The 22,549-nt window shown below is 32.4% G+C and carries 12 protein-coding genes and 1 tRNA gene; 4 read left to right on the top strand and 9 right to left on the bottom strand.

The genetic code is table 11. From position 1 onward, the window contains the following. Window positions 1-86 precede the first annotated feature (86 nt). The gene (locus AAGV28_RS11550; protein ID WP_373406966.1) at window positions 87-1,016 is read right to left on the bottom strand and encodes a bifunctional riboflavin kinase/FAD synthetase; all 930 of its coding nucleotides are present in this window, start codon (window positions 1,014-1,016) and stop codon (window positions 87-89) included. Window positions 1,017-1,226: 210 nt separating this feature from the next. Here AAGV28_RS11550 and AAGV28_RS11555 point away from each other — a divergent pair, with 210 nt between their 5' ends. Then, on the top strand, window positions 1,227-3,890 hold the full coding sequence (locus tag AAGV28_RS11555; RefSeq protein WP_373406967.1) for a reprolysin-like metallopeptidase: 2,664 nt from the start codon (window positions 1,227-1,229) through the stop codon (window positions 3,888-3,890). Window positions 3,891-4,083: 193 nt separating this feature from the next. On the opposite strand, the gene pth is transcribed toward AAGV28_RS11555, so the two are convergent. From pth to AAGV28_RS11570, 3 genes are all read right to left on the bottom strand, one after another. Continuing rightward, complete coding sequence (pth, locus tag AAGV28_RS11560; RefSeq protein ID WP_373406968.1) at window positions 4,084-4,758, bottom strand: aminoacyl-tRNA hydrolase; 675 nt, start codon at window positions 4,756-4,758, stop codon at window positions 4,084-4,086. A 182-nt stretch (window positions 4,759-4,940) separates the two neighbouring features. Beyond that, window positions 4,941-5,552, bottom strand: coding sequence for a 50S ribosomal protein L25/general stress protein Ctc (locus tag AAGV28_RS11565; RefSeq protein ID WP_373406969.1), 612 nt, complete (start codon window positions 5,550-5,552; stop codon window positions 4,941-4,943). A 145-nt stretch (window positions 5,553-5,697) separates the two neighbouring features. Beyond that, window positions 5,698-6,639, bottom strand: a complete 942-nt coding sequence (locus tag AAGV28_RS11570) for a ribose-phosphate pyrophosphokinase (RefSeq protein ID WP_373390319.1) — start codon at window positions 6,637-6,639, stop codon at window positions 5,698-5,700. A gap of 288 nt (window positions 6,640-6,927) precedes the next feature. Here AAGV28_RS11570 and AAGV28_RS11575 point away from each other — a divergent pair. After that, window positions 6,928-7,007: transfer RNA gene (locus tag AAGV28_RS11575), tRNA-Leu, on the top strand. A gap of 242 nt (window positions 7,008-7,249) precedes the next feature. On the opposite strand, the gene AAGV28_RS11580 is transcribed toward AAGV28_RS11575, so the two are convergent. From AAGV28_RS11580 to AAGV28_RS11600, 5 genes are read right to left on the bottom strand one after another with little or no spacing between them, the layout of a single operon-like run. Then, window positions 7,250-9,931: a DEAD/DEAH box helicase gene (locus AAGV28_RS11580; RefSeq protein WP_373406970.1), complete on the bottom strand. Its 2,682-nt coding sequence runs from the start codon at window positions 9,929-9,931 to the stop codon at window positions 7,250-7,252. A gap of 44 nt (window positions 9,932-9,975) precedes the next feature. Continuing rightward, entirely contained in the window at window positions 9,976-10,650 is a 675-nt protein-coding gene (locus AAGV28_RS11585; RefSeq protein WP_373406971.1) for a DUF4276 family protein, read from the bottom strand. Between the two features lies 1 nt (window position 10,651). After that, a complete protein-coding gene (locus tag AAGV28_RS11590; RefSeq protein ID WP_373406972.1) occupies window positions 10,652-11,758 on the bottom strand; it encodes an AAA family ATPase in 1,107 nt (368 codons plus the stop codon). Window positions 11,759-11,769: 11 nt separating this feature from the next. Beyond that, window positions 11,770-12,777, bottom strand: a complete 1,008-nt coding sequence (locus tag AAGV28_RS11595; protein WP_373406973.1) for a virulence RhuM family protein — start codon at window positions 12,775-12,777, stop codon at window positions 11,770-11,772. A gap of 17 nt (window positions 12,778-12,794) precedes the next feature. Further along, on the bottom strand, window positions 12,795-14,564 hold the full coding sequence (locus tag AAGV28_RS11600; RefSeq protein WP_373406974.1) for a site-specific DNA-methyltransferase: 1,770 nt from the start codon (window positions 14,562-14,564) through the stop codon (window positions 12,795-12,797). Window positions 14,565-15,076: 512 nt separating this feature from the next. On the opposite strand from AAGV28_RS11600, the gene lacZ reads away from it, so the two are divergent. Together lacZ and AAGV28_RS11610 are read left to right on the top strand one after the other, a co-directional pair. Then, a complete protein-coding gene (lacZ, locus tag AAGV28_RS11605) occupies window positions 15,077-18,196 on the top strand; it encodes a beta-galactosidase, LacZ type (protein ID WP_373406975.1) in 3,120 nt (1,039 codons plus the stop codon). Between the two features lie 185 nt (window positions 18,197-18,381). Then, window positions 18,382-22,452, top strand: coding sequence for a hybrid sensor histidine kinase/response regulator transcription factor (locus tag AAGV28_RS11610; RefSeq protein WP_373406976.1), 4,071 nt, complete (start codon window positions 18,382-18,384; stop codon window positions 22,450-22,452). Window positions 22,453-22,549: the final 97 nt, after the last annotated feature.

The raw sequence follows: 22,549 nt of genomic DNA on the forward strand, positions 1-22,549 counted from the left end.
ATAATTGTTTGATAAACAGGGTGTTGTCTATCAAATTTACGTAAAAAACAGGAGTTATTTAATAAAGAGGATGTTTTTATTTGACTTTAAAGTTCCTTAATGTAAGAAAGGGTATGAATTTTATCGTTTTCAATCTGTTCTTTTAATGCTGCCATAGAATCAAATTTTTCTTCACCTCGGATGCGGTTTAATATTGAAACAGTGATTTTTTGATTGTATAGATCGCTATCAAAATCTAAATAATGAATTTCAATAGATAAATCTTCGACACCTACAGTAGGGTTTACACCTATATTCATCATGCCATATACTTTTTGATTGTTGATTAGGCTTGATACAATATAAACTCCTTTTAGTGGAATTAGTTTATAATCTTCTTCAATAGCAAGATTGGCCGTAGGGAAACCTATAGTTCTTCCTAGTTGTTTTCCTTTGATAACGGTTCCAGTCAAAAAATAGTCGTATCCCAAGTATTTGTTTGCTAAAATCATATTGCCTTCTTGAAGTGCATTTCTAATTTTAGTGGAGCTTACCGAAATTTCGTTGATTTCCTGAGCCGATATTTGTTCGACTTCAAAGTTGTATTTTGCTCCAAATTCAATCAAATTATTAATGTCAGCCGTTCTGTTTCTTCCAAATCGATGGTCGTAACCAATAATTATCTTTTGAATTTTAAATTGTTCTACCAATACCGTTTTTACAAATTCTTCGGCAGTTAATCTTGAGAAACTTTCATCAAAAGGATGAATAACTAGATTTTGTATTCCTAATTGTTCCAATAGGCTTACTTTTTCAGAAATAGTGTTGAGTAATCTTATTTCTGAATGTTCTTGTAAAATCATTCTTGGGTGTGGAAAAAAGGTCAATACCAGACTTTCGTATTCTTCCTCAAGGGTGTGTTGAATTACTTTTTCGAGTATTTTTTTATGTCCAAAATGTACCCCGTCAAAGGTGCCTAAAGTAAGGATTGTTTTTTTGGGAGAACTGAAATCTTTTATAGAATGAAAAATCTTCAAAGCAATTATTTTATAATAGTGCAAATTTATGCTATCTTATTTGAATTTCAGGATATGCTGATTCTATTTTTTGAAGTATTTAAATGAATTCTAGCAAAAAAGGGAATATTATCTAATTAATCAATCGTTTTTCTTGGCTTAATTAAAACCAATTTGATGAATATATTATGATTTAAATACTTTATTTTTGGATTTTAAATCTAACTAGTCATGAAAATAAAAAGTTTATTCGTATTTCTTTTATTGTGGTGTTCAGGTATTCATGCTCAAGAGCAGGAACCATGGAAAAGAATCAGTACAACTACGAATAAACTGATTGGTAAAAATGAGGCAACGACTGCTGTTTTATTTCAATTGGACGAAGAAGTTTTAAATAAAAAATTGAAATCCATTCAGGATAACAAAGTATTAAATAGCACTATCGAAATTACAATTCCAAATGCTAATGGCGTTTTAGAAAAATTTTCAATTCACGAAGATTCTAATTTCGACCCCGAACTTCAAGCAAAATATCCTGATATTCGTTCTTATTCAGGAATTGGTATTACCGATGCAACTGCTTTCTTGAATTTTAGTATGTCTCCGCTAGGAATACAAACCATGATTGCCAGAAATGGAAATCAGATGGAATTTATTGAAAAAGATGCCGAAAATAAAGATTTATATGTTGTTTTTGATTCTAAAAATAAATTAAAAGAGCGTTTGCCTTTTAGTTGTACTACTGACAATGTGGTTAATTTGAGCAAAAAAACAAACAGTCAAAGTGCAAAATTAGTTTCGAGCAATAAAACCTTTAGAACCTTACGATTGGCATTGTCTTGTACTGGAGAATACGCTGTTTTTCACGGAGGTACTGTTGATGGCGCTTTAGCAGCTATGAATGCTACTATGACTAGAGTAAATGGAATTTTCAATAGAGATTTAGCCGTAAAATTACTTTTGATAGCTAATAATAACCAGATTATATATACTAATGCTGCCACAGATCCTTATTCGGCAGCGAGTGCAGGTGTAGGAACTTCAACTACTCCTGGAGCATGGAGTACGGAATTACAAAATAATTTAACGTCTGTTATTGGTAGTGCTAATTATGATATTGGTCATTTGTTTGGCGCATCTGGTGGTGGAGGAAATGCAGGTTGTATTGGTTGTGTTTGTGATACCAATAAAGGGAGTGCTTATACCTCGCCATCAAATAGTACCCCAAGAGGAGATGCTTTTGATATTGATTTTGTAGCTCATGAAATGGGACATCAATTAGGAGCCAATCATACTTTTTCTCATGAAATTGAAGGCACAGGTGTGAGCGTGGAGCCTGGAAGCGGTTCTACTATTATGGGTTATGCTGGTATTACAACAGATTATGATGTAGAACAACGTTCTAATGATTATTTTTCTTTTGCAAGTATTGCTCAAATCCAAAATAATTTGGCAACAAAAACTTGTCCAATCCCTACAATAATTAGTGCTAATGAGCCTGTTGTAAATGCTGGAGCTGATTATACTATTCCAAAAGGAACTGCCTTTGTTTTAAAAGGAACGGGAGCTGCTTCATCGTTGGTTACGTATGTTTGGGAACAAAACGATTCGGCTACATCCACAAGTGGAGATTCCAGTATTGCTTTGAGTTCTAAATCTAATGGGCCATTATTTCGATCACTCCCTCCTGTGAATACGCCTGTTCGATACATGCCTAGTTTCGAAAATGTTTTGGCGGGTAGGTTGACAAGCAGATGGGAATCAGTACCTACAGTTGCTCGTACGCTCCATTTTGTTTTAACGGCTAGAGACAATGCCGCTGAGGGATTGGCTCAAACTATTTCAGATGAAATGATCGTTAATGTAAGTGGAACGGCTGGGCCATTTGAAATTAGTTCTCAAAATATAGACAATTTAAGTTGGTTTCAAAATTCGAATCAAAATATTACTTGGAATGTAAATGGGACTAATAGTTTGCCCGGTGCTTCTAGAGTAAATATCAAACTTTCTATTGATAATGGGGTTAGTTTTCCCATTACTTTGGCTTCGGCTGTTGCCAATGATGGTTCTGAAACGATTACCGTTCCTGATGTTTCGGCTCAGTTTTGTAAAATTTTGATAGAACCTACCGATAATATTTTTTATGCCATAAATAGTAAAACCTTTGCAATAGGATATGTAACCGAATCAAGATGCCAGACTTTTGATTTTCCAACACCATTTAATATCCCAGAGCAAGGGAATTTTGCTACTAGAGAAGTTGTGATTCCTACAACCAGTTCTTTTATTTCGGATGTTAATGTTAATGTAGATATTTCTCACGCTTATTTTTCAGATGTTCAAATGGAATTAGTAAGTCCAGAAGGAACGATAGTAAAGTTGTTTTATAACGGTTGCGGAACTACTGACGGGCAATTAAAGATCAATTTTGACGATGCAGGTGGAGTTTTGTCTTGTGGAAATGCGACTTTGCAAACGGTAGCTCCTTTGGGTGTTTTGGGTAATTATAACGGCGAAAATCCACAAGGAACTTGGTTGTTGCGCATTCGGGATATTTTTACAAATGATACAGGGATTTTAAATGCAGCCTCGGTTACTATTTGTACTCAGGATTATACCTTACTATCAAATGATGCGATAAATAAGGATTTAAGAGTAAGTTCTAAGACTAATGATGGTAATTTTAATGTAAAATACATCAGTACTTCTTCTGCTAGTGAGGTAGAGATTTTGGTTTATGATGTTTCAGGGAAAAGATTGTTTGATGAAAAATATCCAAATAACGGAAATATTAATCAAGACGTTCAATTGCCGAATAAACCTCAAGCGGGGATTTATTTTGTAGTTTTAATTGATGGAGGTGTTAAAAAAACAGCCAAAATAATTATCATATAAGAGCCTGTTTAAATTTATTTTTTTAATAAATTTTCTTTTTCCCCGTCCCTAAAGGGTGAAAAATTTATTAAAAACTCATCAAATATTACACCCTTTAGGGTTTGAGGAAATTAATTTTGATGAATTTTAAACAGGCTCTAACTCGAGATTCTTATTATGAAAAAGGCTGAAAATTTCTGTTTTCAGCCTTTTTTTATTTTCCATTAAAAGAAGTCATGGTGTTTTCTAAACCTGCTGTTCCAAAAGATTTGATAATTTCAGAAGCTACTTCTAGTCGTTCGGGGAGTGCTTCATTTTCGGCAGCATTCCATTCTCCTAATACATAATCGACTTGTTTTCCTTTTTTAAATTCATCACTAATTCCAAAACGAAAACGAGTGTATTCAGTTGTATTTAATGTGGCTTGAATGCTTTTTAAGCCATTGTGTCCACCATCGCTGCCTTTTTTTCTGATTCGTATAGTTCCAAAAGAAAGATTCAAATCATCGGTAATTACCATAATATTTTCCAGTGGAATTTTCTCTTTATCCATCCAATATTGAACTGCTTTACCGCTCAGGTTCATATAAGTATTGGGTTTCAACAACAGGAATGTACGTCCTTTGAATTTATATTCGGCTAAAGAACCTAGTTTTACGGTTTCGAAGTTAATGCCTTCTTTTCGAGCTAAAAAGTCTACTATTTTAAATCCAATATTGTGACGTGTATTTACATATTCGGCACCAATATTACCTAATCCTACAATTAAATATTTACTACTCACGGTTTTTAGATTGTTTTTTTGGTATTCGTGGACTTCCGGTTTCATGTTGTCCATGTTTTCTTCTTTTGCTGTTGATGAAAACAGTTTAGTAATCCATTTTATCATGTTGCAAAAATAAGTATAAATTTCAATTACAAGTGTCAATTTCGATTTCAATAATCAACTTAATGTGCATACTGTGGTTTGCTTTTGTTTTTATATCGTACTTACACTTAATTTGTGGTTATTGTTTCAAAAAAAAAGCACCAACCTTTCGATTGATGCTTTTAAGTATGATTGAAAAAAGATTATTTTTTCTTTCCTTTTGCAGGTGCTTTTGCTGCTTTTGCTGCTTCTTGAGCTGCTTTCATAGCTGCACGAGAGATCTTCACTTGACAAATAACAGTGTTATCTGGGTGCATGATTTTGAAATCAGGCGTAGGTACTTTAGTTACATATAACTTGTTACCCATGTCTAGTGGAGTAATATCAGCTTCAACAAAATCAGGAAGATTTTTAGGCAAAGCTTTAACTTTTAATTTACGGTTGTTGATACGTAAATCACCACCAGCCATAACTCCTTTAGATTTACCAATAATTTTTACAGGAACTTCAATAGTGATTTCTTTGTCATCATACAATTGAAAAAAGTCAATGTGTAAAATTTTGTCAGAAACTGGGTGAACCTGAATGTCTTGTAAAATTGCATTGAATGATTTTCCGTTCTCAAGTTCAATCACAACCGTGTGAGCGTTTGGAGTGTAAACCAAGTTTTTGAATGCTTTTTCTTCTGCTGAAAAATGAACTGGTTGATCTCCTCCGTATAACACGCAAGGAACCGCTCCAGCATTACGTAAGGCTTTAGTTGCAACTTTGCCCACGCTTTCTCTTTCTGATCCTTTAATTGTAATCGATTTCATTTTAAATATTTATATAGTTATTAATTAAACTCTTTTTTAGTGATTAGTGACTGGTAATTAGTTGTTAGTTAATACTTGCCGCTAATTTTGAATTATTAGTTTTAGTAATTTAGTTTTGACTATTCACTAAGGACTAATTACTTTTTTACATGATAAACTTCCCACTAATAGAATTGTTGTGTTGTACCATTTGCATTACTTCGGCAAAAAGTGGTGCACAACTTACAACTCTAATTTTTTTAGATTCTTTCTTTAATGGGATAGAATCTGTAACAATTAGTTCGCTTAGTTTTGATTCTTCTATTCTTTCGTATGCTTTTCCAGATAAAATAGCGTGAGTACAAATGGCCCTAACGCTTAATGCGCCTCTTTCGATCATTAAATCGGCTGCTTTTGCTAATGTTCCACCGGTGTCAATCATATCATCAACTAGAATTACATTGCGACCTTTTACTTCGCCAATTAATTCCATGGTATCAATGATGTTAGCTTCTTTTCTTTGTTTGTAGCAAATAACCACATCCGATTCTAAGAATTTAGAATAAGCATACGCTCTTTTAGAACCTCCCATGTCAGGAGAAGCAATGGTTAAATTTTCTAATTTTAAGCTTTCTACGTACGGTAAAAATATAGTGGAAGCAAAAAGGTGATCTACTGGTTTTTCAAAGAATCCCTGGATTTGATCTGCGTGTAAATCCATGGTCATGATTCTTGTTGCACCTGCTGCTTCAAGCATTTTGGCAATTAGTTTTGCTCCAATTGGAACTCTAGGCTTGTCTTTTCGGTCTTGTCTTGCCCATCCAAAGTAGGGCATAACTGCGGTAATGTGTCTTGCCGATGCGCGTTTTGCAGCATCAATCATTAATAACAACTCCATTAAATTATCCGTGTTAGGGAATGTAGAGCAAACAATAAAAACGCGTAGTCCTCTGATTGATTCTTCGTAAGAGGGTTGAAATTCGCCATCACTGTAGTGTGACATAGAAACTTTTCCTAACGGAATTCCGTATTCTTTGGAAATTTTTTCAGCTAGATAGACACTTTGTGAACAAGCAAAAATTTTAGCTTCTGGTTCTTTTTGTGACATTTTATTTATTGTTTTTGTTCCAATGTACGCTATACAGTTAGGCTTTTATGTTTTTTAAAAGCAAAATGATGTATAAATACCTCGGGTGGAGTTAGTTAGTATATGCTGTTTTAACGAGCTGCAAATTTAGAAAATTAATTTAACTGTGAAAGTAAAATTTCCATTAATTTTATTAGAAACTTTAATAAAATTTTTTACATTTGCACCGTGTTAAAGGAAAAAGTTATTTGACTACCATTAAATAACTCTTTATTGCGTGAGACAATTGTTTTTGTCTCTGTCTGCTAAGCCCGGATGGCGGAATTGGTAGACGCGCTGGTCTCAAACACCTGTGGGAAACCGTGCCGGTTCGACTCCGGCTCCGGGTACTTAAAAGCCTCTTAATCTTAGGATTAGGAGGTTTTTTGCTTTTATAGGGTGGCTAAAAGGGTGGCTGAAATTTTATTTATAGTTTCTCAACTTTAATATTTCTCAACTCTTTTTAGTAGGTTAGCTAATGATTTTTTGATTTACAAAATATATTAAAACACAAACTCCCAATACCATAAGTAATGAGAGTTTGTCTGTTATTGGCTTTAAGCCATTATATTATTCTTAGAGGAGTGTACACTTATAAAGCACTAATAATATCCAAAAAACTCTTAGCCGTATAACATCCATCAACATTTTTACTTTCAAAAACCATAAAGTATTTATAGTTGTCGCCTGATTTTTCAGCCCATTTTTTGCCTAAAATGTTTTTAGCTTTGCTGTCGTCATTATCTAGAAAATCGCCTTTAGTTTCAACCAATACAATGTTTCCTTTTTCAGTGTACAGAATAAAATCAGGATAATGGTTGTTACTAAATCCGTTCAGGTAAAATCCTTTGTCTTTATTGTCTGAATTTCTATGCCAAAAAAGAACATTATCCAATGATGCTACATCCATTATCAGACTTTGTTCAAAATTATTCATAATGCCTTCACGCTCATAAAGAGATTTGTTAATCATAGCTCCCTCTTTAGTATGAACTAATGAATCTTTAAATTTAAAACTTGGTTTAACAATAATTTTATTGGTGTCTAATAATTTTTTGAATTCTTCTTTAGCGTGTTGGTTTGCTAATTCTAGAATTTTAGCCTTTATTTTATAAATGTAATTGTATTCATTGTTTACAGCATCAATGATTTCTTCGGTTGAAAAATCACTAAAAATTCGTTCGATGTATTTTTTGATTTCTTGCTCCGCTATGGGAGTCATGTTGCCAATTTTACTAACCATAATACTGGTAATATCTTTGATTTGCTTCTCTTTTGGTTTGGCAACGATGGTATCAACAAGTATTTTTTTGGCTTGAACGCTAAATTTAGAAATTACGGCATCTTTTCGCTTTTCGTCATAATCTACTTTTACTACTTCTGCACTAACACTATTAAAATCTATTTCTGTGTTTTTAGTAGAAAGTTTGAAAGTGCTTAGCAACTGGTCTCTATTTAGGAAAACTTCTCCTTGACTTAATTCTTCAAAAACTAATTCTTGATTTAAGATGTTTTCTTCTAGCTTTTTATAGAATTGGGGTAATGCAATATTTTCAGCCACTTGATGAAAATGTTCTACAATTTTATATCGTTTTGGTTCTTTTCCCATTTCTCTTAAAAGATATTCGGTGCTGTCTCCAGCATCTTCGGTTAGTCTATTCTCAAAGGCCTTTCCTTCTTCAATTGCTTTTTGAGTAATTTGAGAAATAGCTGTATTTGAAATAGGTGCGACTTCATTTGCCGTAGGATCAAAGCTAATGGCATCTACATTGATATTTGTAATATCTGCGTCATCGAAGTGGGTTGTTACTTCTTCAGTACCTCCAAATAATTCTCTGTTTAGAGCCTCTTTATCTGTGAAAGGAATTTCTTCGGTGATAATTTCTTCAGCATAGTAGTCTTTATTACTAAAGCCAGCATCTTGTAAACCTTTTACAATATTGTCTAGTGTTTCATTGAATTTAGCGGAAGCAGTAAGAACAAAGGATAAATTTAATAATGGTTCTTTATGTTTAAGTACATAAGGCTGTCTTAGAACTCTACCTAAAATTTGTTCTACTTCAACAGCCGATGATTTATCGGCCAATGATGCTAGAATATATGCAAATGGACAGTCCCAGCCTTCTTTTAATGCATTAACAGTTATGATGTATCGCACAGGACAATTTTCGGCCATTAAATCAATTCCTTTCAATTCATCTAAACCACTTACTTTGATTTTGATTTGTTCTTCGGGAATTTTTAACTCGATTAATTTTTCTTTGATCTTTTGATAAGTAGTATTATCACTCCCTTTGATATTGGATTGCGCTTGAAATAAAATGATAGGTCTTATTTTCTTGCCTCCATCTAAACTTTCTTGAATTGCTAATTGCTCTAATTGTCTTTGTAAATGTAAAGCACTATTGATTACTTCTTCTTTACGGCTATGGTTGTAAACAATAACAGGAAGCTTTACCATGTGTTCCTTTTTTAGCTCAATAGCATTCACATAGCTTACAATATTGCTATTCTTTTTTGGAGTAGCTGTTAAATCCAATACAAAGGATGGATTTAAGTTTTGTAGCATTTCTACACTTAAATCACTTTCAGCATTATGACTTTCATCAACAATTACCAATGGGTTTAAGCTTCTAATTATATTTATTAAAGCACTTTCGTCTGTGTCTGGTAAAACTAAATCTTGTTCTACAACGATATCTCTAAAAGCTTCCAAAGCTCCGTTTTGTTGATATATTTTACGATCATCTTTTTTCTTTGAATTGATTCGTAAACTGCTAAAATTGAAAACAAAAATATTCAGTTGTTCTGATACCGAAGTAGGGTTAAAGTTTGCTCCTTGTAAAAGAGCTTCCTTTTCATATACTTCAACACTATGATTGAAAAGTGTATTTAATTTTTGACGATAAGGATGCGTTGGGTCAGATAAGTTATTAGCGGTTTGCTGCAATAAGTTACTCCAGGGAACTAACCAAACAACCGCTTTTGGACGACTGCTATCATAGGTGCTGAAAATTGAATGTATGGCATTACAAGCAATAAATGTTTTTCCTCCAGCTGTTGGAACTTTTATGGCTATGTGTGGTGTTTTGAGAATATTGTTCTTGTAAGGAGTCATTCCGCTGTAAGTACCGTCTAATTTTAATTCGTAAGCACCTACTTTGTCTTCCCAATAATTTTTAAAAGCAAGGGCAGGAGTAGGATGTTTTTTTAGGTATTCTAAAAAAATATCTAAATCGTTTATTACTTGCTGTTGGTAAGATTTTAACTCCATTTATAATTTTTGAATTGTAGTTTATAGTTTAACCTTCTTTACTTTTAAATATTTTCAAGCTTTGTCATCCACTGATTAAATCGGTGACATTTAGCTCTGATTTTTAGGAGTCCAATGTCATGAGATAATAATGAACCATACAAAACTTTGTGATTATCATTGTCTGAATAGTAACCTTTGATGATTCTAGCTAATCGTTTTGATGGAGCTGTTTCAGGGCTGTCATTTATCGTTTCAGGATTTGGATTTGAATTTATCGTTTGTTCTAAATAACTATAATCTAAAAATTCATTATCTTCAAAATTGTTTTGATACACAGTAATATCGCTAAAAAGGAGTGCCTCAAATTCATATAACTGTATATAAGGTATAAAACGATTTTGCAATTCTGGTGGTAAATTATCTTTCATGCCTTGCTCCATTATATTCATTCCAATGCTTTTATCTGCTTGCTGTTTTGCTTGTTCCCAAAATGGATATTTATGATGTGCATGAATCCCGTAAAAATCTATTAAAGTTGTTACTATAACAGTAGGGTCTTTTTTTAATGTTGTATTTATTTGAAATTTTAATGCTTCCCAATTTACAATGCCTCCTCCAGTTTTTTCAATGGTGGGATAATGAATATAAATATTTTTTGAATTAAAATGAAACTGTAATACGTCATTGCAAAATTGTTGTTCTGTTTGCCCTTCGCAAATAATGATAATTCTTTTCATACTATCTTTTTATAAAAGGTTGTCCAGAATTAATAATATTTCGTTCCCATAAATCACCTAAAGTGAATTCTTGAAGCCACACTTTTAAATCCTCAGAATTGAGTCTTTTGAAAATAGTTTGATTCTCTTCTATACTACGATCAATTGCAATAATGTCTTCAGGTTTGAAATTGCTGATTAAACCTGGTGATTGTGTAGCAACAATTATTTGAGCTTTACTTGATGCTACTTGTATCATTCCTGATAAAATATTTATAGCAAATGGATGCAAACCTAATTCAGGCTCGTCAATAATGACTACTGAAGGAGGGTTCGGTTGAAGAAGTAATGTAGCTAATGCTATAAAACGTAGTGTTCCATCAGACAATTGATAGGCAGAAAAATTACTTTCGGAATCCCCTTTATCTATCCATCGTAATGCAATTTCATTTTCGTTAAGGCGGTTAGGTTCTAAAATGAATTTATCGATATATGGAGCGATAGATTGAATTGTTTTCTCAATTCTACCGAATATTTTGGGATGATTTACTTTTAATAAATACAAAAATGCAGGTAGGTTTCTTCCATCTTGTTTTAAATATAAATTATCGTTAATATCACATTCTCTCCTTAAAAAAGATGTTGAAGATGTATCGTGAAAATGAAAGACTTGGATATTCTTTAAATGTTCTCTTAAATAATTATTTCTATAAGAGAAGTTTTTGGGAATATTGCTTTCTAATAAATTGTGTAAAGTATAGTAGCCAGAAGTTCTGTTTTCTCGAAGAACATTATATCCTGATGATTCTGCTTCAAAATACAAACTTCCTTCTTTTGTTTGGGCAAGATTAAAACAATACGCATTGTTATTTCCATTTCCACTATTGAATATCAATTTTCCGAATAGATATTCAGTAGTTTTTCGACCATAATAAAGTAAATTATCTGCTTTTTCTTCCAATACGTATTTCTGTAATCGTTCATTGAAAATAGCATTGATTAACTTGAAGAATGAAACGAAATTACTTTTCCCAACACCATTACTCCCTATAAGAATGTTAATTGGCTTCATTTCCAATTCTAAATTCTTAATAGATTTATATCCTTTTATTTCTAAGTAATCTATCATGATTGTAATTTTTATTTCTTCCCTTTTTTCAAGCCTTTTACCACTTTGTCAAAATCAGAAATTATTTTCTGGGTTTTATTAAAAGTATCGTATTCTTTGATTGCTTTTTTATCAGCGGTAATCTTCTTTAATTTTCCCTTTCCTTCCAATACTTTGTAATCGTTAAAAGAAAGAAATTTGTTTACACTGTTTGCTAGTTGTACCATAGTAAAGGTGTGTTCTCTTTCGATTAAACCCTCAATATAATCAAAATAACTAGTAACGGTTCGTTCTAATTGTTGTATCTCCTTTTGTTCTAAATAGTTCTTTGCGATAATAACATCTTGTTTTAAAACCCTGCCATCTGGTGCGTTTTTCCAAGTTGTCAAACCCATATTTTCCTTTTTGCTATCGGCAGATTTGTATATGATTTCGGCTGCCGTTTTGCCTGTTATTGCAAAATGAAATTTATTTTGAACCATAGCATAAAAACCTTTGGTTATTTCGGCATTCTTATCGTAATCAATACAACACTCTGCAAAAATATCGGTTACTTGTTGGTATATTCTTCTTTCGCTCGCTCGGATGGAACGAACTCTTTGTAATAACTCTCTAAAATAATCTTTTCCAAAGAGTGTTTGTCCTTGTTTCAATCTTTCATCATCTAGTACAAAACCTTTTATGATGTATTCTTTTAAAGTGTTGGTAGCCCAAATTCTAAACTGTGTGGCTTTGGTCGAATTTACTCTATATCCAACTGAAATAATGGCATCAAGATTATAGTATTTTTGATTTCTTGCTACTTCTCTTTCGCCTTCTTTTTGAACTTGTAAAATTTCTTTACAAGTTGCCTCTTGCTCTATTTCACCTGATTCGTATATGTTTTTTAAGTGGATAGTTATATTTTGAGGTGTTGTGTCAAATAGCACTCCCATAGATTTTTGAGTGAGCCAAACAGTTTCGCCCTCTAAAAAAACATCTACTCTTACTGCTCCGCTTGGTGCGGTATATAATATAAATTTACTTAATCCTTCTTTCATAATTCAAATGCTATAGTCTAAAATCTAGTTATATCTCTTGGTATTTTCTTGAAAATAATATGATGTTTCAGCATAAAATCCTTTTCAAGTAAGCAGTTGTCAGCATAAATGATGTATTGGCTGGCTTTGTGTTTTATTTTAGCCATAAAATCATAATCAACTGTAGTTTGTCCGTCAATTAAATAGTAAAAATAATAATCGGTTTGGTCTTTTGAGCCTATTCTGTAGTTTGCTTCTGCAAGGTCTGGAACAGTGGTAAATTGAGTTCTCGTTTCAGAATACCAAATGTATTTCAAGATGTTTTCTATCCCTACAGATTCATTCAAAATATCTTCTTCAAGAAACAAAGGTTCGCCTAACTCATAATAATTAAAATCACCACCTGTGCCTTCAATCTTTTTATCATCTTCTCCGTAACCATTGATGACTCTTTTTACTCTTTCAGCAGTAACGTTGTTAGAATAGTCTTCCATTTCTATCAGAATGAATTTTCTGTTACCATCGTCTTCTTTGTTAAGTTCTAAAGTAGCATGAGCTGTTGATCCTGAACCAGCAAAGGAATCAAGTATAATATCATCAGGCGATGTTAACGCCCTTATAACTTCACTTACTAATGATAAAGGTTTAGGATAATTGAATTTTTTAGTGGAGAAAATTTCATTCAAAAGTGTTGTCCCCTTGACAGAGTAAAATTCTTTTTCCAACCAAACAGTAGGAATATCACTTCCGACTGTTTTGTTTTCGCCAAAAGTCAATGTTGGTGAATTATTTTCTTTTCCGCTTACGTTTAATGTTCCTTTTTCAATTTTCTTAATTATTCCTTCGGGCAAATATTGGATACTGTATTTATTTAAACTTGTCATTTGACGATTATGACTGATTTTAATATAACCTTTTTTCCAATCACTAAACAATCTGTTTGGAGATAATCTCCAAACACAATCTTTTCCTTTACTTGTAATTGGCCATATTGCTACAGTTCCTTCAGGAGCTTCATTAAAATTATAAATGAAATCAATTAATTCTCCAGTATAGCTACCATTTTTAATTCTTTCCTGAAGTGATTCACCAATGCTGTCAATGCAATTGGTTTCTGTATTTATAAAAATTGGATAAGTCTGATTAGGTCTTTGAGTTTTATCAAATGTTGCAAGTGTTAAACCCTCAAATGGAGTTCTTTCTTTGCCACCTGTAAAACTCATAGGATTTGCTTCAAAATCATTTGGAACAATAAAAATTAAATATTCATGTTGATAGTTAAATGAACCCGAAGGTTTTCCTCCAGAAGTTTGAACTGTCACACATCCTATTTGTTTTGAACAAAATAATTCTTGAACGATTTGCATTAAATTAAAAACTTCTTGATAACCAATACTAATTACAAGAGAACCATTTTTAGCCAGAAGTTTTTTTAGTAATTTTAATCTTGGATACATCATGCACAACCACTTATCATGTCGTGTTAAATCTTCGCCATCTTTACCTACGACTTCGCCTAACCATTTTTTAATTTTAGGATTATTTACATTGTCATTATACACCCAGCTTTCGTTTCCTGTATTGTAAGGTGGGTCAATATAGATGCACTTTATTTTGCCTTCGTATTCTGGCATCAAGCTTTTTAAGGCTTCAAGGTTGTCACCGTGAATGATCTTATTACCGCTATTGTTGGGTTCGGACTGTTCTATACCATTTGTAAAACCGTATTGCGGTTCTAGTATTTTGTAGGGTACATCTTGATGATGGTTGATTACTTTTTCTTTTCCTATCCAGTTTAATGTTGGCATTGTAATTTGCTAGTTTTATTAAGTTGGGTAAAAATAGGATATTATTGCTAAATATACATTAATCTATGTAGATTTGAAAAATGATACAATCCTTGAGCGGCCGTCTAAGTTGAAAAAGAGAAGCCTCATTTTTTGTTTGGATATTTTTTTGTTGTGGTTTTTTGTTTAAAATAGACTTTGCCTAGAAGTTTGATTTGAAATAACAAGCAAAATAACTTTTCCCTACTAGAATAGTTTTAACATTTAATTGGGTTAAAAATTTCAATTTAAGGTGTGCTTACAGCTTTTTTATGGAATTACCCCTTTTATTGTACTGAATTACCCCCTTTGTCTTTTAAAGTGTTGATTAAATTTGTAATCTTGATATCCTGTTTTTATTTAGCTAGTTGTTTTAAGTTGAATTAGTGCACTTTTTTTAGGTGTTTTTCAATTATTACCGATACAGTTATTTGAGGATACAATTTCTAAAAATATTTAAAATTTAAAAATCCGAGTAATAAAATAAAATGATAATGAAGAATATTGTAGTAGCGCTTGCTTTGTTTTTAAGTCTGCAAAATGGTTTTGCTCAGGCAAATGAATGGGAGAATCCTCAAATTGTGGATAGAGGAAAAGAAGAAGGAAGAAGTTCCTTTTTATTATTTAGTAATGAAGCGGAGTTGAAAGGCAATAATCCTCAAAAATCAGAATTGTATCAAAGTTTAAATGGGAACTGGAAATTTAATATTGTTAAAAATCCATCTCAAAGACCAATGGATTTTTACAAAACAGATCTGAATGATAGCAATTGGAACAACATTCAAGTGCCTTCTAACTGGGAAATACAAGGTTATGATATCCCAATTTATACTAATGTCACTTATCCATTTCCTAAAAATCCTCCATTTATAGCTGGAGATTATAATCCTGTAGGGACATACAGACGCAGTTTTACAGTTTCGGATTCTTGGAAAGACAAAGAAATTATACTTCACTTTGCATCCATTTCTGGATATGCCAGAGTCTTCCTGAATGGAAAAGAAGTTGGGATGACAAAGGCCTCTAAAACCCCTGCCGAATTTAATATTACTTCTTTTTTAACAAAAGGCAATAATTTGATTGCTGTGCAAATATTTCGTTGGCATGATGGAAGTTATTTAGAAGATCAGGATTTCTGGAGATTAAGCGGAATCGAGCGTGATGTTTATTTGCAAGCCATGCCTAAAACTACTATTTGGGATTATTTTGTAAAAAGCGAATTAGACAATCAATATAAAAACGGAATTTTTAATTTGGATGTTACCTTAAGATATTTCGAAAATAATACCATAAAAAATCCTGCGGTAAAAGTAGAATTGTTTGATAATGAAGGAAATGTTGTTTTTTCTGAAAGTAAAAAAGTAAGACCTAAAGAACAAAAAATTAGCTTTGCAACAACCCTTGACAATGTAAAACAATGGAATGCCGAAACGCCAAATTTATACCGATACACCATTACTTTGCTGGATAATAAAGGAAAAACAAACCAAATTGTTTCTAAAAAAACAGGTTTTAGAAAAGTTGAAATTAAAGACGCTCAATTATTAGTTAACGGTAAAGCAGTTTTAGTAAAAGGAGTAAATATTCATGAACATAGTGATACAAAAGGACATGCTCCAGATGCTGAATTAATGGTAAAAGACCTTCAGTTAATGAAGGAAAATAATATTAATGCTATCAGAATGAGTCATTATCCGCATGATACTCATTTTTATGATTTATGTGATGAATATGGGTTTTATGTAGTGGACGAAGCCAATATTGAAACCCACGGAATGGGAGCTGAGTTGCAAGGTTCGTTTGATAAATCAAAACACCCTGCTTATTTGCCAGAATGGGCACCAGCGCATTTGGACAGAATTAAAAGAATGTTTGCTTTTGATAAAAATCATCCGTCAATTATTATTTGGTCTTTAGGAAATGAATGTGGAAACGGCCCTGTTTTTTATGATGCTTACGATTGGTTAAAACAAATAGATTCTACTCGTCCAGTTCAGTTTGAACAGGCTGGAGAAAATAGAAATACTGATATTGTAGCTCCGATGTATCCCGGTATTAAGAGCATGAAGGATTATGCTAGTGCCGACAAAAAGCGTCCGTACATTATGTGCGAGTATTCACATGCGATGGGGAATAGTAATGGAAATTTTCAGGCATATTGGGACATTATTAATAGTAGCAAACACATGCAAGGAGGTTTTATTTGGGATTGGGTGGATCAAGGTTTGAAAACTAAAAATGAAAAAGGAATTACGTTTTGGGCTTATGGAGGAGATTTAGGCGGAGAAAAATTACAAAATGACGAAAATTTCTGTGCCAATGGTTTAATAAGTGCCAATAGAATTCCGCATCCAGGTTTGTTTGAGGTTAAAAAAGTATATCAAAACATTCAATTCCAGTTGGATGATAAAGCTAATTTAGCAGTGACGAATCATTTTAATTTCACCAATCTTTCTAATTATACTTTTAAATGGGAATTAATTCAAAATGGTAAAAAAGTAAAGTCTGGAGAGTTTAGTTTAGACGTAAATCCTGAAGAAACGAAACAAGTAGCTTTAGATTTAGGTTTGCTTGATGGAAATTCAGAATGTTTTTTAAATGTTTTTGCAGTTTCAAAATTGGACATGCCTTTAGTTGCAAAAGGCCATGAATTTGCCCGAGAACAATTTGTAATTGGAAAAGGTAATTATTTTGAAAACACCCTGGCTCCAGCAAAAAGTAGATCAAAATTGAAGTATTCGATTAAAAAGAATGTGCTTTTATTTGAAAACGAAACCATTACAGGGACATTCGATTTAAAAAAAGGAGAGATTTTGAAATATGGATTAAAAAAAGGAGAGGAGACTATGGTTAACCATTTTCCAACACCTTATTTCTGGCGTGCTCCCACGGATAATGATTTTGGAAATAAGATGCAAAATAAATTAGTAGTTTGGAAAGAAGCCTCAAATAATCCCACTGTTGTAAGTGTCAATTTAGATAAAAAATCTCCAGAAGGATTGCTTATAAAAGTAGTTTATCAATTAGCAAAAGTTGAAGTTCCGTATACAGTAGATTATTCAATTCAAAGTGACGGTTCAGTAAAACTTACTGCATCTATTGATATGACAGGGAAAGATTTGCCTGAATTGCCTCGTTTTGGAATGCGTTTAAAATTAAATGGAACTTATGATAATTTGAAATATTACGGAAGAGGACCCTGGGAAAATTATTCGGATAGAAATACGGCTTCCTTTATTGGCACTTATTCTGACAAAGTGATTAATCAGTTTACAAGAACCTATATTCGTCCTCAAGAATCGGGTAATAAGACAGATGTTCGCTGGTTGGTTTTAGAAAATGATAAAGGGCAAGGTTTAAAAATTACTGGGCAACAGCCAATAGGTTTTAGTGCATTAAATATTCCAACAGAAGATTTGGATCCTGGCAAATCTAAATCGCAGCGCCATCCTTCTGATTTGGATTTGAATTCTAATGAAGCAGTTTATCTGCATATTGATTACAAACAAAGAGGTGTTGGTGGAGATGATAGTTGGGGACGCTTGCCGCATGACGAATATCGATTGCTGGATAAAAAATACACTTATTCTTATGTAATATCATTGGTTGATTAATTTAGCGTTTTTTTGTGTTTCTTTGATAAAACCTATGAGATTTGTTCATAGGTTTTTCTAATTTTAGGAATTAAACCACCGCCTTTTATACTATTGATATTAAAGCGAATCATAAAATTTGAATTAAAAAATATACCAACCCAAAACCAAACTATATTTTGATAAATAGATTCCTGTCATTTTTCATGCTTTTTATCTGTTCTACGGTTAATTCTCAGTTTGTGAATGGTTTATCTGTGCCAAATGATAGTCAAGAAAAATATGAAATAGGATATATCGGTATTGAAAATGGATTGGCTAATAATGCAGTAACTTCAGTTTACAAAGACAAACGAGGCTTAATGTGGTTTGGAACTTATGATGGAATAAGCAGGTTTGATGGTTACAATTTTCTGAATTATAGAAATGAACCCAATGATGTTAATTCATTAATCAATAATAGAATTGTAAGTATTTGTGGGACTCAAAATGAAATTTGGATTGGTACAAAAGGAGGAATCAGTGTTTATAATTATTTGACTAATAAGTTTAGTACAAGGCATTATATTAATCCCTTAACAGCTAATAATGAAGTGATTGCTGTTGCAATTAATGAGATAAAAGATTATAAAACAAGTATGTACATTGCCACTGCGGGTAAGGGGTTACTTTATTGTTCAGAAAAAGAACCTAAAATCCATCCAGTTCCACTTTATGTAAACGGAAAAGTACAGTGGGATTATCATGTTCAGGGAATTGATTTTGATCAATCAGGTAGATTGTGGGGTTTTGTTCAAGGAGTTGGACTTGTGATGATGGAGTCTTCTACAAAAAAATTATCGGTAGTTTATTCGGATATTTTAAGTGGGGGCTGTGTGTTTTATGATGGATTCTCAAATGTATGGGTGGCTACCGAAGCTGGTTTGTTAAAGTACAACACGGTAAATAAAACGTATCGAGTGTATCATAATCAAGAGGTTCAGTATCTTATTGCTGATTTTATGTATAAACCTGATACAAAGGAACTTTGGATAGTTACTAATGGTAATGGAATTGTAAAGTATAATTTTGTTTCAGATACTTTTTCATTGTTAAGTGCTAGTTTTAATACTGAAAAATTGAACAGTAACGCTATTACTTCTTTGTATTTAGATAGTGGAAATCGAGTTTGGATAGGTACTTTAAGAGGTGGTGTGAATAAAGTAGAAAGTAAAAAAAGTCCTTTTTTAACAATTTCCAGAAATGAAAAAATAAGCAACACACTGCCCAGTGATTTTATTCTATCGTTATGTGAACAAGATAAGGATCATCTTTGGGTAGGTACAGATGGAGGTGGGGCTAGTTTATGGGATAAAAAGAACAATGTATTTACAAATTATTCTTATAATCCAAATAATCCTAATTCACTGGCAAATAATTTTGTTGCTTCTATTGTAAAAGATGATAAAGGAGTGTGGTTTGGAACCTATGGAGGAGGAGTTTCACTTTTTAATTCTAAGACCCGAAATTTTAAGAGGTATCAGCTTTTTAATCTCAGGTATAATATTGTTCAAAGAAATATCTGGGTACTCTTTAAAAGTAAAGAAGGTGTTTTATGGGCTGGTTCTCCAGATGAAGAAGGATTGTATCGCTATAATGATACTACGGATCAATTTGATTTTGTAGATGCAAAAATTAGTGGGATTATTTCGATGGCGGAAGATTCAAACGGTAATCTCTGGTTAGGGAATTTTACTAAATTAATTAAACTCAATCCAAAAACTTTGAAAAGCCAGAGTGTTGAGGTAAAGTATCCTGTGCGATCTATTGTTTCTATTTCTAAAACTAAAATGCTGGCTGGTACAGAAGGAGGTGGTTTAATGATTTTTAATCCTCAAACTTTTACAAAGAGATTCCTGACTCAGCGAGATGGACTTTCCAATAATTCAATTTTAAATATTGTTCGGGACAATCAGGGTGCTTATTGGTGTAGCACTTATAATGGGATTTTTGTATATAATATTAGTAATAATAAAATTACCAGTTATCATGATGTTGATGGACTTCAAAGCAATCAGTTTAATTATAATGCGGCGCTTAAACTTTCTACGGGGGAAATAGTTTTTGGAGGAATTAAAGGTTTTAATATTATTGACACAAAAATTAATAGTCAAACTCATGATTTCCCTAAACTAATTATTACTTCGATAAAAGTGAATAATAACACTATTGAAGAATCAGGATTAACCGCTTTTGGAATAGATAAACTAACCCTTCCGTATGATGAATCGATGCTTAATATTGAATTTGCAGCATTAGAGTATAGTTTGCCCGAAAAAATATCGTATGCTTATTTTTTAGAAGGATGGGATTCTCAGTGGCATTATGTAGATAACATAAGAACTGCAAATTATTCCAGATTGACTGAAGGCAATTATACTCTGAAGATTAAGTCTACAAATGCAGAGGGAATTTGGAACTCTAAAACCATTTCAATGCCTATTACCATATTGCCACCCTGGTACAGAAGTAATTTGGCTTACTTTTTATATGTTTTAGCTATCGCTTTTGTAATTTATGTTGTTGATAAATACCAAAAGAAGCAATCCCAACTTAAATATGAAGTACAACTTTCTCAAAATTTGGCGAAACAGGAAAAAGAATTGAACGAGAAAAAGTTAACCTTTTTTACCAATATTTCTCATGAGTTCCGGTCGCCATTAACCATGATTATAAATCCTTTGAAGGAGATAATTTATGGCAATAAACAGCAAATAGATCCAAGTGCTATAGAAATGGTTTATAGCAATTCGAGAAGATTATTGAGCTTAGTAGATCAGTTGCTGCTTTTTAGAAAAACAGAAACAGAAACAGGAAAACTTAAAATTGCACAAATTGATATTGTAGAACTTGGTAAAGAAGTGTTTAGTTGTTTTGTGCATCATGCCAAAACAAAAAAAATAGATTATAGTTTTAGTATTTCTGAAGAAAAACTATACGTTTACATCGATCGAGAAAAAATGGAAATGGCATTGTTTAATTTGATTTCGAATGCCTTAAAATTCACAGAGAAAGAAAATGGAGCAGTTGCTGTAAATATACGTTGTTTAGATAACGAATTGATTATAAGTGTTGTTGATAATGGAGAAGGTGTCTCGGATGATGATAAAGACAAAATATTTAATCTGTTTTATCAATCCAATAGAAATATCAAAAATAATCGCAAAGGATTTGGTATAGGTCTTTATCTGGTAAAGCAATTTGTCAATCAACATCATGGAGAAGTACGCTGTTATGATAATCAAAAAGGCGGAGCTACTTTTGAAATTAGATTACTTTTAGGGAAAGAACATTTTGGAGATATAGAAATACGTGAAGATTTAAGCGACAGAACTTTGTTTTTAGAAGAATTTCTACAGGACAAAACATTAGAGGAAGATGTTTTAGAAGATAATCAAGAATCTGAAATTACAGAAGACTTAATAAAAGATGCAAAAAGCATTTTAGTTGTGGACGATAATCCTCAAATAAGAAATTATCTGAAGAAAATATTAGCGCCTAAATACAGCGTTGCAGCTGCCGAAAGTGCCGAAAAAGCATTGGAAATAATTAGAAAAGTGCAGCCGGATTTAATTATTTCGGATGTGGTAATGGGCGATATGAATGGTGTGGCTTTTTGTAAACATGTCAAATCTGATGAGGAGTTAAAACACATCCCGATAATATTGCTTACCGGAGGAACTTCGGAAGAGGTGAAACTGAAAGGTGCCGAAGTAGGTGCTGACGATTATATTACAAAACCATTTGATAATGATTATTTGTTGGCGCGAATTAACGGGATACTTAGCCGACGTGATAGTGAACAGAATTATTTGCTTAATTCTGTTACTAAAAATGTTGTAAGTTCAAAAATATCCGATGAGGATAAGAAGTTGATTGATAGAATTGTTGAGGTGATTGATGCTAATTTAGATCAAGAAAATTTCAATGTGCAGGATTTGGCTCTTGAGTTAGGGATGAGTCATTCATTGGTTTATAAAAAAATCAAAAAAATTACTGGTAAGTCGGTTTCAGAATTCACAAGAAGTGTGCGTTTAAGAAAAGTGGCTACTTTGTTAATTACAACCGATTTGCAGATAAGTCAGGCAGCTTCATTGGCAGGTTTTGGTGATATTAAATATTTTAGAAAACAATTCCAGCAGTTTTATGATATGAATCCTTCGGAATTCAAAAAGAAGTATCAAAATGTAAAAGATAATAAGTACATATTGAATGAGAGTTTCTGGAAATCAACTTGATCTTTTTCTTGCAAATTTATACATTGACTGATTGAAAATAATAAAATAATAAAATAATAAAATAATAAAATAATAAAATAATAAAATAATAAAATAA

Origin of the sequence: Flavobacterium zubiriense (genome assembly GCF_041729725.1) — a bacterium.
Taxonomy (GTDB): Bacteria; Bacteroidota; Bacteroidia; order Flavobacteriales; family Flavobacteriaceae; genus Flavobacterium; species Flavobacterium zubiriense.

Excerpts from the sequence above, each read along its gene's own strand:
- AAGV28_RS11555 (WP_373406967.1), top strand. The coding sequence starts at position 1,227 with ATGAAAATAAAAAGTTTATTCGTATTTCTTTTATTGTGGTGTTCAGGT.
- pth (WP_373406968.1), bottom strand. The coding sequence starts at position 4,758 with ATGATAAAATGGATTACTAAACTGTTTTCATCAACAGCAAAAGAAGAA.
- AAGV28_RS11565 (WP_373406969.1), bottom strand. The coding sequence starts at position 5,552 with ATGAAATCGATTACAATTAAAGGATCAGAAAGAGAAAGCGTGGGCAAA.
- AAGV28_RS11570 (WP_373390319.1), bottom strand. The coding sequence starts at position 6,639 with ATGTCACAAAAAGAACCAGAAGCTAAAATTTTTGCTTGTTCACAAAGT.
- AAGV28_RS11580 (WP_373406970.1), bottom strand. The coding sequence starts at position 9,931 with ATGGAGTTAAAATCTTACCAACAGCAAGTAATAAACGATTTAGATATT.
- AAGV28_RS11585 (WP_373406971.1), bottom strand. The coding sequence starts at position 10,650 with ATGAAAAGAATTATCATTATTTGCGAAGGGCAAACAGAACAACAATTT.
- AAGV28_RS11590 (WP_373406972.1), bottom strand. The coding sequence starts at position 11,758 with ATGATAGATTACTTAGAAATAAAAGGATATAAATCTATTAAGAATTTA.
- AAGV28_RS11595 (WP_373406973.1), bottom strand. The coding sequence starts at position 12,777 with ATGAAAGAAGGATTAAGTAAATTTATATTATATACCGCACCAAGCGGA.
- AAGV28_RS11600 (WP_373406974.1), bottom strand. The coding sequence starts at position 14,564 with ATGCCAACATTAAACTGGATAGGAAAAGAAAAAGTAATCAACCATCAT.
- lacZ (WP_373406975.1), top strand. The coding sequence starts at position 15,077 with ATGAAGAATATTGTAGTAGCGCTTGCTTTGTTTTTAAGTCTGCAAAAT.
- AAGV28_RS11610 (WP_373406976.1), top strand. The coding sequence starts at position 18,382 with ATGCTTTTTATCTGTTCTACGGTTAATTCTCAGTTTGTGAATGGTTTA.